A 16,890-nucleotide genomic window follows, 5' to 3' on the forward strand; every position below is an offset into this window, starting at 1 on the left:
GCCACGGCCTGCGCCGGGCCTATGCAGTGTCGCCGAAGGCTGTTCAATGTCAACGTTGCGACTGTTCAGTTGTTCACTGTGCACTGTTCAAAAGTGTTCACTGAAGTCTCCGTAGATTACTTGCGTGTGGCTGGAGTTATTTTAAATCAATGGCTTAAAGTTAATTAAAGGGATTGGCACGGAACTCGCCTTGTAGCTGGGCAGATAACAAGAAATAAGGACGGCTCATGTCACTTACCTTGGAGCATGTCACGCGTATCGTCGATAACCAGCTGCATATCGATGATGCCTGTCTGAGCTTCGAACCCGGTTCTTTCAATGTGTTGCTGGGGCGCACGCTGTCTGGCAAGACCAGCCTGATGCGGCTGATGGCCGGCTTGGACAAGCCCACAAGCGGACGCATTCTGATGAATGGCGCCGATATGACTCAGGTGCCGGTGCGCCAGCGCAACGTGTCGATGGTTTATCAGCAGTTCATCAATTACCCCACCCTGACGGTGTTTGAGAACATCGCCTCGCCGCTGCGCCAGGCTGGCGTGAGCAAGGCCGAGATTCTGGAAAAGGTCCACGCCACCGCGAAAATGCTGCGCATCGATGGTTTGCTCAAGCGTTACCCACTGGAACTGTCCGGCGGTCAGCAGCAGCGCACGGCGATGGCCCGGGCACTGGTCAAGGATGCCTCGCTGATTCTCTTCGACGAGCCGCTGGTCAACCTCGACTACAAGCTGCGCGAAGAGCTGCGTCAGGAAATGCGTGAGCTGTTTCAGGCCCGCCACACCATCGCCATCTATGCCACCACCGAGCCCAATGAGGCACTGGCCCTAGGCGGCACCACCACCATCCTGCATGAGGGGCGGGTGGTGCAGAGCGGCAAGACTGCTGAGGTTTATCACCGTCCGCAACAGGTGCTGGCGGCGGAGCTTTTTTCCGAGCCGGCGATCAACCTGATGCCGGGACGCGTCAGCGGTACCGAAGTGAGCTTTGCCGATACTGTGCATTTCCCGCTCAACCCTGACCTGCAAGGCATCGCCGAAGGCGAATACCGTTTCGGCGTACGCCCCAGCCATATCGGCCTGGTGCCCTCCAACGATGACGATCTGGAGCTGGCGGTGACGGTTGAGCTGGCCGAGATCAGCGGTTCAGAAACTTTTCTGCACGTGCGTAACGAGCAGTTCGTGCTGGTGCTGCATCTGCCTGGGGTGCATGAGTACGACGTGGATACGCCGATCCTTATCTATATCCCCACCCACAAGCTGTTTGTCTTCTCCGCTAACGGGCTGTTGATTCAGGCGCCCAGCCGCCGTCTGGGGAGGGTTGCCTGATGGCCGAGATTCGCCTGCATAACCTTGCTCATAGTTACAGCCGCAGCCCGAGCGGTCCGGCCGATTACGCCATTCGCGAGATGGACCATGTATGGGAACAGGGTGGTGCCTATGCGCTGCTCGGACCTTCTGGTTGTGGCAAGTCGACCCTGCTGAATATCATTTCCGGCCTGCTCAGCCCCTCCCATGGCGAAGTGCAGTTTGATGGCAAGGTGGTCAACGCGCTGCCGCCCGAGCAGCGCAATATCGCCCAGGTTTTCCAGTTTCCGGTGGTCTACGACACCATGACGGTGTTCGACAACCTGGCCTTCCCCTTGCGCAATCAGGGCATGAATGAGGCGAAGATCCTTACCAAGGTCAACGAAATTGCCGAGGTACTGGAGCTGCATCCGCTTCTGCACAAGCGCGCGCGTAATCTGACTGCCGATGAGAAACAGAAGGTTTCCATGGGCCGCGGCTTGGTGCGCGATGACGTGTCGGCGATTTTGTTCGACGAGCCGCTGACGGTGATCGACCCGCACTTGAAATGGAAACTGCGGCGCAAGCTCAAGCAGATCCACGAGCAGTTCAATATCACCATGGTTTACGTCACCCACGACCAGCTCGAAGCCTCGACCTTCGCCGACAAGATCGCGGTCATGTACGGCGGGCAGATCGTCCAGTTCGGCACGCCGCGTGAGCTGTTCGAACGACCTAGCCATACCTTCGTCGGCTATTTCATTGGCAGCCCTGGGATGAACTTGATCGATGTATTGCCTGATAGCGGCGGTGTGCGCTTCAACAACACCCTGTTGCCGTTACCGGCCGCGCTCAATCAACGGCTTGCCGAGCTGCCTGGGGCCAAGCTGAAGATTGGTATCCGTCCGGAGTTCGTGCATGTCTGGGACGGTCCCAACGAGGACGCGATGTGTGGCGAGGTGGTGCATGTTGAAGACCTTGGCACCTACAAGATTCTTACCCTCAAACTCGATGGGCAGTCGCTCAAGGTGCGCCTGCAGGAAGACCAGCCCGTGCCGCACCAGCAGGTGTACCTGAGCTTTCCGGCTCAGTGGCTGATGCTCTACGCCGATGACTTTCTGGTTGAGGCGCAAGCGCTGGAGGTGCAGTCATGAAGGTGCAGAACAACAAGGCCTGGTGGCTGGTGCTGCCGGTATTTTTGCTGGTGGCGTTCAGCGCCATCGTGCCGATGATGACGGTGGTCAACTATTCGGTGCAGGACATCTTCGATCATTCCACGCGCTATTTTGTCGGCGTCGACTGGTACAAACAGGTGCTGCAGGACACCCGTCTGCATGATTCGCTATTGCGCCAGTTCATCTTCTCCGCCTGCGTGCTGCTGATCGAAATCCCCTTAGGCATTGCCATCGCTCTGTGCATGCCGACCAAAGGGCGCATGGCCTCGCTGGTGCTGATCGTACTGGCGATTCCGCTGCTGATTCCGTGGAACGTGGTTGGTACCATCTGGCAGATATTCGGCCGCGCCGATATTGGCTTGCTGGGTTGGAGCCTGAACAGCCTGGGCATCAGTTACAACTACGCCTCCAATACCAGCGACGCCTGGGTCACGGTACTGATTATGGACGTCTGGCACTGGACCTCGTTGGTGGCATTGCTCTGCTATTCCGGGCTGCGCGCCATTCCCGATGTGTATTACCAGGCCGCGCGCATCGATCGCGCATCTGACTGGGCGGTGTTCCGGCATATCCAGCTGCCCAAGCTCAAGAGTGTGCTGCTGATCGCGGTGATGCTGCGGTTTATGGACAGCTTCATGATCTACACCGAACCCTTCGTGCTGACTGGTGGTGGCCCGGGCAACGCCACCACCTTTCTCAGTCAAACCCTGACGCAGATGGCCATCGGCCAGTTCGACCTGGGCCCTGCGGCGGCGTTTTCGCTGGTGTACTTCCTGATCATCCTGTTGGTGTCCTGGCTGTTCTACACCGCCATGACCCACAACGATAAGACACGCTGAGGCCGATCATGAACCTACGTAAACAAGTGGGGCTGGGGCTCTACGTCCTGTTTTTGCTGGTGCCGATCTACTGGTTGCTGAACATGTCGTTCAAGAGCAACACCGAGATTCTTGGCGGCCTGACGCTGTGGCCGCATGGTTTCACCCTGGATAACTACAAAGTGATTTTCACCGACCCGAGCTGGTACGAGGGCTACCTCAATTCGCTGTACTACGTGTGCTTGAATACGCTGATTTCACTGACGGTGGCGCTGCCGGCGGCCTATGCGTTTTCTCGCTACCGCTTTCTCGGCGATAAGCACCTGTTCTTCTGGCTGCTGACCAATCGGATGGCGCCACCTGCGGTGTTTTTGCTGCCGTTTTTCCAGCTCTATTCGTCCATTGGCCTGTTCGACACGCATATTGCCGTGGCCCTGGCGCACTGCTTGTTCAACGTGCCGCTGGCGGTGTGGATTCTTGAAGGCTTTATGTCTGGCGTGCCGAAGGAGATCGACGAAACCGCCTACATCGACGGCTACAGCTTCCCGAAATTCTTCGTGAAGATCTTTATTCCACTGATTGGCTCGGGCATCGGCGTTACCGCGTTCTTCTGCTTCATGTTCTCTTGGGTTGAGCTGCTGCTGGCGCGCACCCTGACCTCGGTGGATGCCAAGCCAATTGCCGCCGTTATGACGCGTACCGTGTCTGCATCGGGGATCGATTGGGGCGTGCTGGCAGCGGCGGGGGTATTGACCATTCTGCCGGGCATGCTGGTTATTTGGTTTGTCCGCAACCATGTGGCCAAGGGCTTTGCCCTGGGCCGGGTGTAAGGAGGAAACGATGGATTGGATGGCCTGGACTCTGCCCACTGCGCTGTTTTTCGGTGGCATCGCCACGATTCTTGTGGGCATGACAGTGTGGGAACTGCGTTCGCCCTGCGTCGAGCGCAAAGGCTTATTGCCGATTAGCACTACCCGTGGTGATCGGTTGTTTATCGGTCTGCTTGGAAGTGCCTACCTGCACCTGTTGGTGGTGGGCGTGACCGATTGGAGTGTCTGGATAGCCTCGGTGCTGTCCCTGTTCTGGTTGTTTGCAGTGATGCGTTGGGGCTAAACCGGGCAGCCTTGGACGCGCCAGTTGCTTGGGCGCGTCCATGACCCGCTTACCTCATTCCAAACCCTGAGATGGAGGTCTCTATGTTCGACAATAACAACAAAACTCGACATAGCATGGCGCTGGCTGCCTTGCTGACGTTGTCCGGCTTGAGCGGCGCAGCCTGGGCTGATGCCTACGAAGAAGCGGCAAAGAAGTGGATCGGCGAGGAGTTCAGCCCCTCGACCCTGACGGCCGAGCAGCAACTCGAAGAGCTGAAATGGTTTATCAAGGCCGCCGAACCGTTTCGCGGCATGAGCATCAGCGTGGCTTCGGAAACCATCGCCACCCACGAGTACGAGTCCAAGGTGCTGGCCAAGGCCTTCAGCGAAATTACTGGAATCCAGCTCAAGCATGACTTGATGCAGGAAGGCGATGTTGTCGAAAAACTGCAAACCCAGATGCAGTCGGACAAGAACATCTACGACGGCTATATCAACGATTCTGATCTGATCGGCACGCACTTCCGTTACGGCAAGGCGGTGGCTATCAGCGACATGATGGAAGGCGAAGGCAAGGCGGTAACATCGCCGACTCTGGATCTCGAAGACTTTATTGGCCTGTCGTTTACTACCGGGCCTGATGGCAAGCTTTACCAGCTACCAGACCAACAGTTCGCCAACCTTTATTGGTTCCGCGCCGACTGGTTCGAGCGTCCAGAGCTGAAGGCCAAGTTCAAGGAAATCTACGGTTACGAGCTGGGCGTGCCGGTCAACTGGTCGGCCTATGAAGACATCGCTGAGTTCTTCTCCGAGAAGGTCAAGGAAATCGATGGCCAGCGTATCTATGGTCATATGGACTACGGCAAGAAGGATCCATCCCTCGGCTGGCGCTTCACCGATGCCTGGTTCTCCATGGCTGGTGGCGGCGACAAGGGCCTGCCCAATGGTTTACCGGTGGATGAGTGGGGTATTCGCGTCGACGGTTGCCGTCCGGTGGGCTCCAGTGTTGCCCGTGGTGGAGATACCAATGGCCCGGCGGCGGTGTATGCCACCACCAAATATGTCGACTGGATGCGCAAGTACGCGCCGCCAGAAGCGCAGGGCATGACCTTCTCCGAATCTGGCCCGGTGCCAGCGCAGGGCAGCATTGCCCAGCAGATTTTCTGGTACACCGCCTTTACCGCCGACATGACCAAAGCCGGTTTGCCAGTGGTCAACGAAGATGGCACGCCGAAATGGCGTATGGCGCCGTCGCCGAAAGGCCCGTACTGGGAAGAGGGCATGAAGCTGGGTTATCAAGACACTGGTTCCTGGACCTTCCTCAAGTCCACTCCAGAGAAGCAGCGCCTGGCAGCCTGGCTGTATGCTCAGTTTGTGACCTCAAAGACCGTATCGCTGAAGAAGACCCTGGTCGGCCTGACGCCGATTCGTGAGTCGGATATCAACTCGCAAGCCATGACCGACGTTGCACCGAAACTGGGCGGCCTGGTGGAGTTCTATCGCAGCCCTGCGCGTGTGCAGTGGACCCCAACGGGTACCAATGTGCCTGACTATCCGCGTTTGGCTCAGCTGTGGTGGCAGTTTATTGCTGAAGCCGCCAGCGGTGATAAAACACCACAAGAGGCGTTGGATGGCCTGGCGGCTGCACAGGACACCATGATGGGGCGGCTGGAGCGCTCTGGTGTACTTGGCGAGTGTGGCCCGAAACTCAATGAACCACGTGATCCGCAGTACTGGCTGGATCAACCGGGCGCACCGAAGCCCAAGTTGGCTAACGAGAAACCTCGGGGTGAAACCATCAGCTACAGCGAGCTGCTGAAATCCTGGGAGCAAGCCCGCGACTAAACCTAGCGGGTTAGCTTGGTATAAAAAAACGGCACCTAAGGGTGCCGTTTTCTATTTCTAGCCACGCTGCACTTAGTCGTGCAAATGCTCGGCGGCATGCAGCGTGTTTTCCAGCAGGCCGGCACGGGTCATCGGGCCAACTCCGCCCGGCACCGGGGTAATCCAGCCTGCGCGGGGCAGGGCGGTTTCGTACACCACATCGCCAATCAGTTTGCCGTCGGTCTGGCGGTTGATGCCTACGTCGATGACGATTGCACCAGGCTTGATCCATTCGCCATGCACCAGGCCAGGCTTGCCGGCCGCAACCACGACGATATCGGCCTGGCCGACATGCATTGGCAGGTCTTTGGTGAAGCGGTGGGTCACGGTGACGGTGCAGCCGGCCAGTAGAAGCTCCATGGCCATCGGCCGGCCGACGATATTCGATGCGCCAACCACCACTGCATGCAAACCGTACAAATCGACGCCAGTGCTTTGCAGCAGGGTCATGATGCCTTTCGGGGTACAGGGGCGCAGCAATGGCATGCGCTGGGCCAGGCGGCCGATGTTGTAAGGGTGGAAGCCATCAACGTCTTTATCCGGGCGGATGCGCTCCAGCAATAAAGAAGCATCGAGATGCTCTGGCAGCGGCAGTTGCACTAGGATGCCGTCAATGCTCGGTTCGTCATTCAAACGGTCGATCAATGCCATCAGCTCGGCCTGGGCTGTGGTGGCCGGTAGGTCATAAGCCTGTGAGACAAAGCCAACTTCTTCGCAGTCTTTACGCTTGTGCGAAACGTAGACCTGGGACGCGGGGTCGCTACCGACGAGAATTACTGCCAGCCCGGGTGCGCGCAGGCCTTGCTGACGTCGTTCGGCGACACGTTGGGCGATCTGCTGGCGCAGGCTGGCGGCAATTGCTTTGCCATCGATCAGTTGTGCGGTCATTGCGCTTGGTTAACCATAAAGAAAGGATGGAAAAAGGACGCGCATTCTCGCATGACCGTGCTGTGGGGCAAAGGCGCACACCGCGGTTTTCGCGTAACTCCTTTAAATGGCTGAATTTTTTTAACTTTTCCTGTTGACGACCTGAAGCGGTCTCTATAACATTCGCCCCGCTTGTCGAGCACAGCCAGTCGCTGGGTAAGACGGCAAAGGTCGAAGCTGCAAAGTTTTTTCCGAAGCCGAAAGCTTTAAGTCTGCATTTGCAGATGGATAGGCGCCCGTAGCTCAGCTGGATAGAGCATCCGCCTTCTAAGCGGATGGTCGCAGGTTCGAGTCCTGCCGGGCGTGCCATTTGGCGGTCTTGGCTCAAGCAATGCAATATGGTGGGCGTAGCTCAGTTGGTAGAGCACAGGATTGTGACTCCTGTTGTCGTGGGTTCGATCCCCATCGTCCACCCCATATTCCAAAGCGCCAGGTTAATTCCTGGCGTTTTTGTATAAAGCTTTACCACGCGGACGTGGTGGAATTGGTAGACACACTGGATTTAGGTTCCAGCGCCGCAAGGCGTGAGAGTTCGAGTCTCTCCGTCCGCACCATCTTTTAGCTCCCTCCCGTTTGCCGCCTGCATCTAGGGTGACTTCTGCAAATCGACCCTCTAGAATGCATGCCCTTGATTAGGGGCCGGCAAGCGGCCGGCTTATGTCTGTGCAACGAGGATTATCCATGCAAGTTTCTGTTGAAAGTACCTCTGCTCTCGAGCGCCGTATGACCGTTGGCGTCTCTGTTGAGCGCATCGAGACTGAGGTCAACAAGCGTCTGCAGCAGACTGCCCGTCGTGCCAAGGTCCCTGGTTTCCGTCCTGGCAAAGTGCCAATGAGCGTGATCCGTCAGCGTTATGAAGATGCTGCGCGTCAGGAAGCGCTGGGTGATCTGATCCAATCCACTTTCTACGAAGCCGTTGTTGAGCAGAAGCTCAATCCTGCCGGCGCTCCGGCTGTTGAGCCGAAGTCGTTCGAGAAAGGCAAGGATCTGGAATACGTTGCGACCTTTGAGGTATTCCCAGAGTTTACCGTTGCCGGTTTCGACTCTATCGCCATCGAGCGCCTGCAGGCTGACGTGGCTGACTCCGACGTCGACAACATGCTGGAAATCCTGCGTAAGCAGAACACCCGTTTCGAGGCTGCCGAGCGCGCTGCTGAGAATGGCGATCAACTGAACATCGATTTCGTTGGCAAGGTCGACGGCGAAGCCTTCGCAGGTGGTTCGGCCAAGGGCACGCAGCTGGTCCTCGGCTCTGGTCGCATGATCCCAGGCTTTGAAGAGGCCCTCGTGGGCGCCAAGGCTGGCGAAGAGCGCGTAATCAACCCGACCTTCCCGGCTGATTACCAGAATCTGGATTTGGCTGGCAAAGCTGCCGAGTTCACCGTCACCGTCAATAGCATCGCGGCACCTCAGCTGCCAGAGCTGAATGATGACTTCTTCGCCCTGTTCGGCGTGAAAGAAGGTGGCCTGGAAGGCTTCCGCGCTGAAGTGCGTAAGAACATGGAGCGCGAACTGCGCCAGGCCATCAAATCCAAGGTTAAAAACCAGGTGATGGACGGCCTGCTGGCTGCCAATCCGATCGAAGTGCCTAAGGCGCTGATCACTAATGAAGTGAATCGTTTGCGCGTGCAGGCGGTTCAGCAGTTCGGTGGCAACCTCAAGCCTGAGCAGCTGCCAGCTGAGCTGTTCGAAGAGCAAGCCAAGCGCCGTGTAGTGCTGGGTCTGGTTGTGGCTGAAGTGGTCAAGCAGTGTGAGCTGAAGCCGGATGATGCGCGCGTTCGCGAAATGATCCAGGAAATGGCGTCTGCTTACCAAGAGCCTGAGCAGGTTGTTGCCTGGTACTACAAAAACGACCAGCAAATGAACGAAGTGCGTTCGGTTGTACTGGAAGAGCAAGTTGTAGATACTGTTTTGCAGAAGGCCAACGTGACCGATAAAGCGGTCTCGTACGAAGAAGCTGTCAAGCCGGTAGAAGCACCACAAGCCGCCTGATTTCTTTACCTCGTTCGAACACGTCATAAGCCAGCCTCCGTGCTGGCTTATGCGTATTTGTGACATGACTATTTAGGGAGCGAGTGCACGCATGTCCCGCAATCCTTTTATGCAGCAAATGCCTGATATCCAAGCCGCTGGCGGCTTGGTTCCTATGGTTGTTGAGCAGTCGGCTCGCGGTGAGCGCGCCTATGACATCTATTCGCGCCTGCTCAAAGAGCGAGTGATCTTCCTGGTAGGTCCTGTAGAGGACTACATGGCCAACCTGATCTGTGCGCAACTGTTGTTCCTTGAAGCGGAAAACCCGGACAAGGACATCCATCTTTACATCAACTCGCCCGGCGGTTCGGTGACTGCGGGTATGTCGATCTACGACACCATGCAGTTCATTAAGCCTAACGTTTCGACCACCTGTATTGGTCAGGCATGCAGCATGGGCGCATTCCTGCTGACCGCTGGTGCAGAGGGCAAGCGTTACTGCCTGCCGAACTCGCGCGTGATGATTCACCAGCCACTGGGTGGTTTCCAGGGGCAGGCGTCGGACATCGAAATCCACGCCAAGGAAATCCTCTTTATCCGCGAGCGTCTCAATACGCTGATGGCCAAACACAGCGGGCACACCCTAGAAGAAATCGAGCGTGATACCAATCGTGATAACTTCATGAGTGCCGAAGCCGCCCGTGAGTACGGGTTGATCGACGCAGTGATTGAAAAGCGCCCCGCGTAATATAAGCAGCTCAAATAGGGCGGAGCGGCGTTTCCGGCCTCCGGCGGGCTTGAAAAAGCCCGCATAAGCCTTCATCTTGTGTTGCAAGCCTATCGGATTTGGATCGAACGAATGACTGACACCCGCAACGGCGAGGACAACGGCAAGTTGCTTTATTGCTCCTTCTGCGGCAAAAGCCAGCATGAAGTGCGCAAATTAATTGCCGGCCCCTCGGTCTTCATCTGCGACGAGTGCGTAGACCTGTGCAATGACATCATCCGTGAGGAGGTGCAAGAAGCCCAGGCCGAGAGCAGTGCGCATAAATTGCCTGCCCCCAAGGAAATCAGCGGCATCCTTGACCAGTACGTCATTGGTCAGGAGCGCGCGAAGAAAATTTTGGCTGTAGCGGTTTATAACCACTACAAGCGTCTCAACCAGCGCGATAAGAAAGATGACATTGAGTTAGGTAAGAGCAACATCCTGCTCATCGGTCCGACAGGCTCGGGTAAAACCCTGTTGGCTGAAACGCTGGCGCGTTTGCTCAACGTACCCTTCACTATCGCTGACGCCACCACCCTGACCGAAGCCGGTTATGTAGGGGAGGATGTCGAAAACATCATTCAGAAGCTGTTGCAGAAGTGCGACTACGATGTAGAAAAAGCCCAGATGGGCATAGTCTACATCGATGAAATTGACAAGATTTCGCGCAAGTCCGACAACCCATCGATTACTCGGGATGTATCGGGGGAGGGCGTGCAGCAGGCGCTGCTCAAGCTGATTGAAGGGACTGTTGCATCTGTTCCTCCGCAAGGTGGCCGTAAGCATCCGCAGCAGGAATTTCTGCAGGTTGATACGCGCAATATTCTATTTATTTGTGGTGGTGCTTTTTCAGGCTTGGAAAAGGTCATTCAGGGCCGTTCGACCAAGGGCGGAATCGGTTTCAGTGCCGAGGTTCGCAGCAAGGAAGAGGGCAAGAAAGTTGGCGACTCACTGCGTGCGGTTGAGCCCGACGATCTGGTTAAGTTTGGCCTGATTCCAGAGTTCGTCGGTCGTCTGCCGGTTATCGCTACCTTGGATGAGCTCGATGAAGCAGCATTGGTGCAAATTCTGACCGAGCCGAAGAACGCCTTGACCAAGCAATATGGCAAGTTGTTCGAGATGGAAGGGGTTGAGCTGGAGTTTCGCCCAGATGCGTTGAAGTCGGTTGCCCACAAGGCGCTTGAGCGTAAAACCGGTGCTCGTGGCCTGCGTTCGATTCTCGAAGGTGTCCTGCTCGACACCATGTACGAGATTCCGTCGCAGTCCGACGTTAGCAAGGTGGTTATCGATGAAAGCGTTATTGATGGCTCCTCAAAGCCGTTGCTCATTTATGAGAATAACGAGTTGCCAGCCAAGGCTGCGCCTGACGCGTAGCCGTTTTGTAATATGTTGAAAGCAAGGGGCCTGCGGGCCCCTTTGCTTTTGCTGCGCCAGCGCTTGTTTTTTGTTGGGGCTGCCCCCATCTTAAGGCCAAGGGTCATCCCATCTGTTTACGGCCGTATGGCCGCCGTAGAGCCGAAATCATGAAGACAACCATCGAATTGCCTCTCCTGCCGTTACGCGATGTTGTGGTCTATCCGCACATGGTCATTCCGTTATTCGTCGGGCGTGAAAAATCCATCGAAGCCCTTGAGTCTGCGATGCTGGGTGAGAAGCAGATTCTGCTGCTCGCGCAGAGAAATCCTGCCGACGATGATCCAGATGAAGCGGGTCTCTACCGTGTTGGCACCGTCGCCACGGTATTGCAGTTGCTGAAACTTCCGGATGGCACAGTCAAGGTATTGGTTGAAGGCGAGCAGCGGGGCGAGATTGAGCGCTTTATCGAGGCCGAAGGCCATTGCCGGGCTGAAGTGCAGCTAATTGACGAGGTCGATGCTGCCGAACGTGAGTCTGAGGTTTTTACCCGCAGCCTGCTCAGCCAGTTTGAACAGTACGTTCAGCTTGGCAAGAAGGTGCCTGCGGAGGTGCTGGCCTCGCTCAACGGCATTGATGAGCCGGGCCGGTTAGTCGACACCATGGCTGCACATATGGTGCTGAAGATTGAGCAGAAGCAGGAAATTCTGGAAATTACCGATCTGGCTACGCGTGTTGAGCATGTTCTGGCGCTGCTTGATGCCGAAATCGACCTGCTGCAGGTTGAGAAGCGCATTCGTGGTCGGGTCAAGAAGCAAATGGAGCGTAGCCAGCGTGAGTACTACCTGAATGAGCAGATGAAGGCCATTCAGAAGGAGCTTGGCGACAGCGAAGACGGTCATAACGAACTCGATGAGCTGAAAAAGCGCATCGAGAATGCCGATCTGACTGCCGAAGCGCAGACCAAGGCCAATACCGAGCTGAACAAACTCAAGCAAATGTCGCCAATGTCTGCTGAGGCGACGGTGGTGCGCTCCTACATTGAGTGGTTGGTCAATGTGCCGTGGAAGGCGCAGAGCAAGGTGCGCCTGGATCTGGCGCGCGCTGAAAGCATACTTGATGCCGATCACTACGGCCTGGAGGAGGTCAAGGAACGTATCCTTGAGTACCTCGCAGTGCAGAAACGGGTGAAGAAGCTCAAAGGGCCAGTGCTTTGTTTGGTTGGCCCGCCTGGTGTGGGGAAAACCTCGCTGGCTGAGTCGATTGCCAGTGCGACCAATCGCAAGTTTGTGCGCATGGCGCTCGGTGGGGTTCGCGACGAAGCCGAAATCCGGGGTCACCGTCGCACCTACATAGGTTCCATGCCGGGTCGCCTGATTCAGAAAATGACTAAGGTTGGCGTGCGCAATCCGCTGTTCTTGCTCGATGAAATCGACAAGATGGGTCAGGACATGCGCGGTGATCCGGCCTCGGCGCTGCTTGAGGTGTTAGACCCAGAGCAGAATCACAACTTCAATGATCACTATCTGGAGGTCGACTACGACCTGTCCGATGTGATGTTTCTCTGCACGGCTAACTCGATGAATATTCCGGGGCCGTTGCTAGATCGTATGGAGGTGATTCGTCTGCCGGGCTACACCGAAGCCGAGAAAATCAATATTGCGATCAAATACCTAGCACCTAAGCAGGTGCAGGCCAACGGCATGAAGAAGGTTGAGCTGGTGTTTGAAGATGCGGCGATTCGCGACATCATTCGCTATTACACGCGCGAGGCCGGCGTGCGCGGTCTGGAGCGGCAAATTGCCAAAGTGTGCCGTAAGGTGGTCAAGGAGCACTCCACTGAGAAGCGCTTCCAGGTCACTGTGACGGCCGACTCGCTCGAGCATTTCCTCGGCGTGCGCAAGCACCGCTATGGATTGGCCGAACAGCAGGATCAAATCGGGCAGGTCACAGGTCTTGCCTGGACCCAGGTTGGCGGAGAATTGTTGACCATCGAGGCGGTTGTGGTTCCTGGTAAAGGCCAGCTAATCAAAACTGGCTCGCTCGGTGATGTGATGCTGGAATCGATCACGGCAGCGCAGACGGTTGTACGCAGTCGGGCCAAGAGCCTAGGTGTCCCTGTGGACTTCTATGAGAAGCAGGATATTCATATCCATATGCCGGAAGGGGCGACGCCCAAAGACGGCCCCAGCGCAGGCGTTGGCATGTGCACGGCGCTGGTTTCAGCCCTGACGCAGATACCCGTTCGTGCGGATGTGGCAATGACCGGTGAGATCACCCTGCGTGGTCAGGTATTAGCCATTGGTGGTTTAAAAGAAAAATTGCTTGCTGCTCACCGCGGTGGAATCAAAACCGTGATCATTCCAGAAGAGAATGTGCGCGATTTGAAGGAGATTCCTGAGAATATTAAGCAAGACCTGCAGATTAAACCGGTTAAATGGATTGACGAGGTCCTGCAAATTGCGCTGCAATACGCCCCGGAGCCCTTGCCTGATGCGGCTCCCATGGTTGCAAAGGATGAAAAACGCGAGACTGATTCCAAGGAGCGAATTAGCACGCATTAGCCGGAGGGGTTTCTTGACACATTTTTAGAGCCCTTGTTATAAAGCGGCTCTTATCGTGTCAGCAGGCTCTCCGCACCAGCTTCGCTTACATTTAAAAGCAAGAAATAAACTCAACAGAAATTAAGGGGACTTAAGAGTGAACAAGTCGGAACTGATCGATGCCATCGCTGCATCTGCTGATATCCCAAAAGCTGTTGCCGGCCGTGCGCTGGACGCAGTAATTGAATCCGTAACTGGCGCTCTGAAGGCTGGTGACTCCGTAGTACTGGTTGGCTTTGGCACTTTCGCTGTTAAAGAACGTGCTGCTCGCACTGGCCGTAACCCACAAACTGGTAACCCAATCAGCATCGCTGCTGCCAAGATTCCAGGCTTCAAAGCCGGTAAAGCTCTGAAAGACGCTGTCAACTAAGCCTCTTTCGGTTTTGCCCAGCAGATCAGTTAATGGCTGATCTGATGCGGGGCGGGATGCTCAGCCAATCACATTGTGCTGAGCACGACGAATCAGCTGCTTGAGTTCGATCCGCTTCGCCAGTTACGAGAAGGCGCATCCACTGATGCGCCTTTCTTCTATCCGGATTTTACCCACACTGCGCGACTGCTTTATTTGTACAGTCGTTCTGGGGGACGCATGCTGCAAAACATCAGGGACAATTCACAGGGTTGGATTGCCAAAACCATCATCGGCATCATAGTCGCGCTGCTCGCGCTGACGGGTGTGGATGCCATTTTTACCAGCACCAGCAACAGCCAGAATGCCGCTGAGGTGAATGGCGAAAAAATCACTTCCGCCGAGCTCAATCAGGCTGTCGAGATGCAGCGTCGTCAGTTGCTGCAACAGCTGGGGCGCGACTTCGATGCTTCCCTGCTGGATGAGAAGTTGCTGCGTGAAGCCGCCCTGAATGGCCTGGTTGAGCGCACCCTGCTACTCGATAGCGCCAAAGACGCCAAGTTCGCCTTTTCGCAACAGGCGCTGGATCAGCTGATCCTGAAAACGCCTGAATTTCTTGTCGATGGCCAGTTCAATGCTGAGCGCTTCGATCAGGTTATCCGTCAGATGGGCTACAGCCGCTTGCAGTTCCGCCGGATGCTTGAGGAAGAAATGCTCATTGGCCAGCTACGCGCAGGCTTGGCTAACAGTGGTTTTGTGACTGATGCTCAGGTGCAAGCTTTTGCCGCTCTTGAAAAGCAGACCCGCGACTTTGCGACCCTAACCCTCAAGGCTGATCTTGACGCGGTCACGCTTAGTGATGACGACATCAAGGCCTACTACGAAGCTCAAGCCAGCGAGTTTATGAGCCCTGAACAGGTAGTGCTGGAGTATGTCGAGCTGAAGAAGGATACCTTCTTCGATCAGGTTGACGTCACTGATGAAGCACTGCAAAGCGCTTATCAGAGTGAGATCGCCAATCTCGCCGAACAGCGCCGTGCCGCGCATATTCTGGTTGAAGTGAGCGATGAGCTGAATGACGAACAAGCTCAGGCTAAACTGGTCGCGGTGCAAAAGCGCCTGGAGCAGGGTGAAGACTTCGCCGCGCTGGCAAAAGAAGTCTCCGATGACTCGGGTTCGGCAGGTGAGGGTGGTGATCTGGGCTTTGCCGGTCCTGGCGTGTATGACCCAGCTTTCGAAGAAGCGCTGTATGCGCTGGACGAAAATGCTGTGTCGGCTCCCGTACGTAGCGACTTCGGTTGGCACCTGATCAAGCTTCTGGGCGTACAGGCACCGGAAGTGCCTAGCTTCGCCAGCCTGGAGGAGAAACTGCAGCGCGACCTCAAGGCGCGCCAGGTTGAGCAGCGTTTTGTCGAAGTATCCAAAGACCTCGAAGACTCCGCGTTTGAAGCGTCGGACCTGGCCCAGCCAGCTCAGGAACTGGGCCTGCAGGTCAAGACCACTGAAGCCTTCGGTCGTCAGGGTGGCCTTGAAGGACTGACGGCTAATCGTCAAGTGATTCAAGCGGCATTCAGTGATGAAGTACTTGAAGACGGCAGCAACAGCAGTGTGATTGAGCTTGATCCGAACACGGTGGTGGTGGTGCGCGTTAAAGAGCACAACAAGCCTGAGCAACTGCCGCTTGAACAAGTCGCCGATAGCATTCGTGCTCAGCTGACCAAGGTTCGCGCGAGCGAAGCTGTCAAAGCCAAGGGTGAAGAGCAGTTGACGACTCTGCGTGACGGCCAGACGCCGGTTACTCAAGCCGATGCTAAGCAGGGCTGGGCGGTTGTCGAGGCTGCAACGCGCAGTCAGGAAGGCGTTGAGCCAGCGGTACTGCAAGCGCTGTTCCGCATGCCCAAGCCTGAAACGGCCGACAAGCCGACCTTCGCCGGGATCAGCCTGGCCAACGGTGATTACGTGGTTATCCGCCTCAATGGCGTGAGCCAGCCGGAGCAAGCGCTGTCGGAAGAGGACAAGGCTATGTACAGCCGCTTCCTCGCCTCGCGCGTTGGTCAGCAGGACTTCGCCGCGTTCCGCAAGCAGCTAGAAGAGACAGCGGATATCGAGCGTTTCTGATCGATGTCACGGCATAAAGAATGGCAGGACGTCACTTGTAACGTCGCACAGCGACGGCCCGTAGGGTAATTGCCATGGATGGCAACGGAGAAAAGGCCGCTTAATTAAGCGGCCTTTTTTATGTCTGTAGCCCGTCCGCATCGGATTTACACCTCCGGCTTTGAAATTACGAAGATCCAAATGGGCAAAGTGTGAAGCGAACTTTGAGGATGGCTCCTAGGCCTTTAAATCCGCTGCCGTTGTTCAGAGAAGGCTCTAGGAGTGCTATGGCACTTAAGGGCGAACATTCTGCAGCAGGGACGCCCTCACATGTACCGAGAAAGAAGGCCCGCCGATGCTGCGCGTCAGGCGCTTTGGCGTTCATCGGCCTATCTGCAAGGTATAAAGCTATTTTCAAGCCTAGGCATGCCGGGTGAACTGTTGCCGATGCGACAGCTTTTTTCACCAGTCCGACAGCCTGACCTGTGTCAGTGCCGTTGCCGCATCTATTTCGTTAGGCTTGCAACTATTCACGCCTGCTCCGCCACAAGCGGTTCCAGGTGCTGTAGTGGC

The 16,890-nt window shown here is 56.1% G+C and carries 13 protein-coding genes and 3 tRNA genes; 15 read left to right on the forward strand and 1 reads right to left on the reverse strand.

Annotated elements, in window-relative coordinates; all coding sequences use genetic code 11:
• The first annotated feature begins 227 nt into the window (after window positions 1-227).
• The 6 genes from AACX99_RS08265 to AACX99_RS08290 all read left to right on the forward strand — a co-directional run bounded on the left by AACX99_RS08265 (window position 228) and on the right by AACX99_RS08290 (window position 6,212).
• Complete coding sequence (locus AACX99_RS08265; RefSeq protein WP_339410916.1) at window positions 228-1,322, forward strand: ABC transporter ATP-binding protein; 1,095 nt, start codon at window positions 228-230, stop codon at window positions 1,320-1,322.
• The gene (locus AACX99_RS08270) at window positions 1,322-2,434 is read left to right on the forward strand and encodes an ABC transporter ATP-binding protein (RefSeq protein ID WP_339410918.1); all 1,113 of its coding nucleotides are present in this window, start codon (window positions 1,322-1,324) and stop codon (window positions 2,432-2,434) included. The genes AACX99_RS08265 and AACX99_RS08270 overlap by 1 nt, the downstream gene beginning before the upstream one ends.
• A complete protein-coding gene (locus AACX99_RS08275) occupies window positions 2,431-3,294 on the forward strand; it encodes a carbohydrate ABC transporter permease (RefSeq protein WP_160014187.1) in 864 nt (287 codons plus the stop codon). Before AACX99_RS08270 ends, AACX99_RS08275 begins: the two co-directional genes overlap by 4 nt.
• A gap of 8 nt (window positions 3,295-3,302) precedes the next feature.
• Window positions 3,303-4,103: a carbohydrate ABC transporter permease gene (locus tag AACX99_RS08280; protein ID WP_339410923.1), complete on the forward strand. Its 801-nt coding sequence runs from the start codon at window positions 3,303-3,305 to the stop codon at window positions 4,101-4,103.
• Between the two features lie 10 nt (window positions 4,104-4,113).
• Window positions 4,114-4,386 (forward strand): DUF2160 domain-containing protein, encoded by a 273-nt coding sequence (locus AACX99_RS08285; RefSeq protein ID WP_339410924.1) that lies wholly within the window; start codon window positions 4,114-4,116, stop codon window positions 4,384-4,386.
• Between the two features lie 83 nt (window positions 4,387-4,469).
• Window positions 4,470-6,212: an ABC transporter substrate-binding protein gene (locus AACX99_RS08290; protein WP_339410925.1), complete on the forward strand. Its 1,743-nt coding sequence runs from the start codon at window positions 4,470-4,472 to the stop codon at window positions 6,210-6,212.
• A 72-nt stretch (window positions 6,213-6,284) separates the two neighbouring features.
• On the opposite strand, the gene folD is transcribed toward AACX99_RS08290, so the two are convergent.
• Window positions 6,285-7,139 (reverse strand): bifunctional methylenetetrahydrofolate dehydrogenase/methenyltetrahydrofolate cyclohydrolase FolD, encoded by an 855-nt coding sequence (folD, locus tag AACX99_RS08295; protein ID WP_339410926.1) that lies wholly within the window; start codon window positions 7,137-7,139, stop codon window positions 6,285-6,287.
• Between the two features lie 271 nt (window positions 7,140-7,410).
• On the opposite strand from folD, the gene AACX99_RS08300 reads away from it, so the two are divergent.
• The 9 genes from AACX99_RS08300 to AACX99_RS08340 all read left to right on the forward strand — a co-directional run bounded on the left by AACX99_RS08300 (window position 7,411) and on the right by AACX99_RS08340 (window position 16,338).
• Window positions 7,411-7,487: transfer RNA gene (locus AACX99_RS08300), tRNA-Arg, on the forward strand.
• A gap of 32 nt (window positions 7,488-7,519) precedes the next feature.
• Window positions 7,520-7,595: transfer RNA gene (locus tag AACX99_RS08305), tRNA-His, on the forward strand.
• 52 nt (window positions 7,596-7,647) lie between these two features.
• Window positions 7,648-7,732 (forward strand) — tRNA-Leu (locus tag AACX99_RS08310).
• 127 nt (window positions 7,733-7,859) lie between these two features.
• A complete protein-coding gene (gene tig / locus AACX99_RS08315; protein WP_339410928.1) occupies window positions 7,860-9,170 on the forward strand; it encodes a trigger factor in 1,311 nt (436 codons plus the stop codon).
• A 91-nt stretch (window positions 9,171-9,261) separates the two neighbouring features.
• On the forward strand, window positions 9,262-9,897 hold the full coding sequence (gene clpP / locus AACX99_RS08320; RefSeq protein WP_090241800.1) for an ATP-dependent Clp endopeptidase proteolytic subunit ClpP: 636 nt from the start codon (window positions 9,262-9,264) through the stop codon (window positions 9,895-9,897).
• A 111-nt stretch (window positions 9,898-10,008) separates the two neighbouring features.
• The gene (gene clpX, locus AACX99_RS08325) at window positions 10,009-11,289 is read left to right on the forward strand and encodes an ATP-dependent Clp protease ATP-binding subunit ClpX (RefSeq protein ID WP_339410930.1); all 1,281 of its coding nucleotides are present in this window, start codon (window positions 10,009-10,011) and stop codon (window positions 11,287-11,289) included.
• A 149-nt stretch (window positions 11,290-11,438) separates the two neighbouring features.
• A complete protein-coding gene (gene lon, locus AACX99_RS08330; protein WP_339410931.1) occupies window positions 11,439-13,832 on the forward strand; it encodes an endopeptidase La in 2,394 nt (797 codons plus the stop codon).
• A gap of 136 nt (window positions 13,833-13,968) precedes the next feature.
• A complete protein-coding gene (gene hupB, locus AACX99_RS08335) occupies window positions 13,969-14,241 on the forward strand; it encodes a nucleoid-associated protein HU-beta (RefSeq protein WP_010490206.1) in 273 nt (90 codons plus the stop codon).
• A 219-nt stretch (window positions 14,242-14,460) separates the two neighbouring features.
• Window positions 14,461-16,338: a SurA N-terminal domain-containing protein gene (locus AACX99_RS08340; protein ID WP_339410932.1), complete on the forward strand. Its 1,878-nt coding sequence runs from the start codon at window positions 14,461-14,463 to the stop codon at window positions 16,336-16,338.
• The last annotated feature ends 552 nt before the right edge of the window (window positions 16,339-16,890 follow it).

This window comes from Pseudomonas sp. EA_35y_Pfl2_R5, assembly GCF_963970805.1.
Taxonomy (GTDB): domain Bacteria; phylum Pseudomonadota; class Gammaproteobacteria; order Pseudomonadales; family Pseudomonadaceae; genus Aquipseudomonas.

Excerpts from the sequence above, each read along its gene's own strand:
- AACX99_RS08340 (WP_339410932.1), top strand. The coding sequence starts at position 14,461 with ATGCTGCAAAACATCAGGGACAATTCACAGGGTTGGATTGCCAAAACC.
- AACX99_RS08265 (WP_339410916.1), top strand. The coding sequence starts at position 228 with ATGTCACTTACCTTGGAGCATGTCACGCGTATCGTCGATAACCAGCTG.
- AACX99_RS08280 (WP_339410923.1), top strand. The coding sequence starts at position 3,303 with ATGAACCTACGTAAACAAGTGGGGCTGGGGCTCTACGTCCTGTTTTTG.
- AACX99_RS08285 (WP_339410924.1), top strand. The coding sequence starts at position 4,114 with ATGGATTGGATGGCCTGGACTCTGCCCACTGCGCTGTTTTTCGGTGGC.
- lon (WP_339410931.1), top strand. The coding sequence starts at position 11,439 with ATGAAGACAACCATCGAATTGCCTCTCCTGCCGTTACGCGATGTTGTG.
- AACX99_RS08290 (WP_339410925.1), top strand. The coding sequence starts at position 4,470 with ATGTTCGACAATAACAACAAAACTCGACATAGCATGGCGCTGGCTGCC.
- clpP (WP_090241800.1), top strand. The coding sequence starts at position 9,262 with ATGTCCCGCAATCCTTTTATGCAGCAAATGCCTGATATCCAAGCCGCT.
- folD (WP_339410926.1), bottom strand. The coding sequence starts at position 7,139 with ATGACCGCACAACTGATCGATGGCAAAGCAATTGCCGCCAGCCTGCGC.
- AACX99_RS08275 (WP_160014187.1), top strand. The coding sequence starts at position 2,431 with ATGAAGGTGCAGAACAACAAGGCCTGGTGGCTGGTGCTGCCGGTATTT.
- clpX (WP_339410930.1), top strand. The coding sequence starts at position 10,009 with ATGACTGACACCCGCAACGGCGAGGACAACGGCAAGTTGCTTTATTGC.
- tig (WP_339410928.1), top strand. The coding sequence starts at position 7,860 with ATGCAAGTTTCTGTTGAAAGTACCTCTGCTCTCGAGCGCCGTATGACC.
- AACX99_RS08270 (WP_339410918.1), top strand. The coding sequence starts at position 1,322 with ATGGCCGAGATTCGCCTGCATAACCTTGCTCATAGTTACAGCCGCAGC.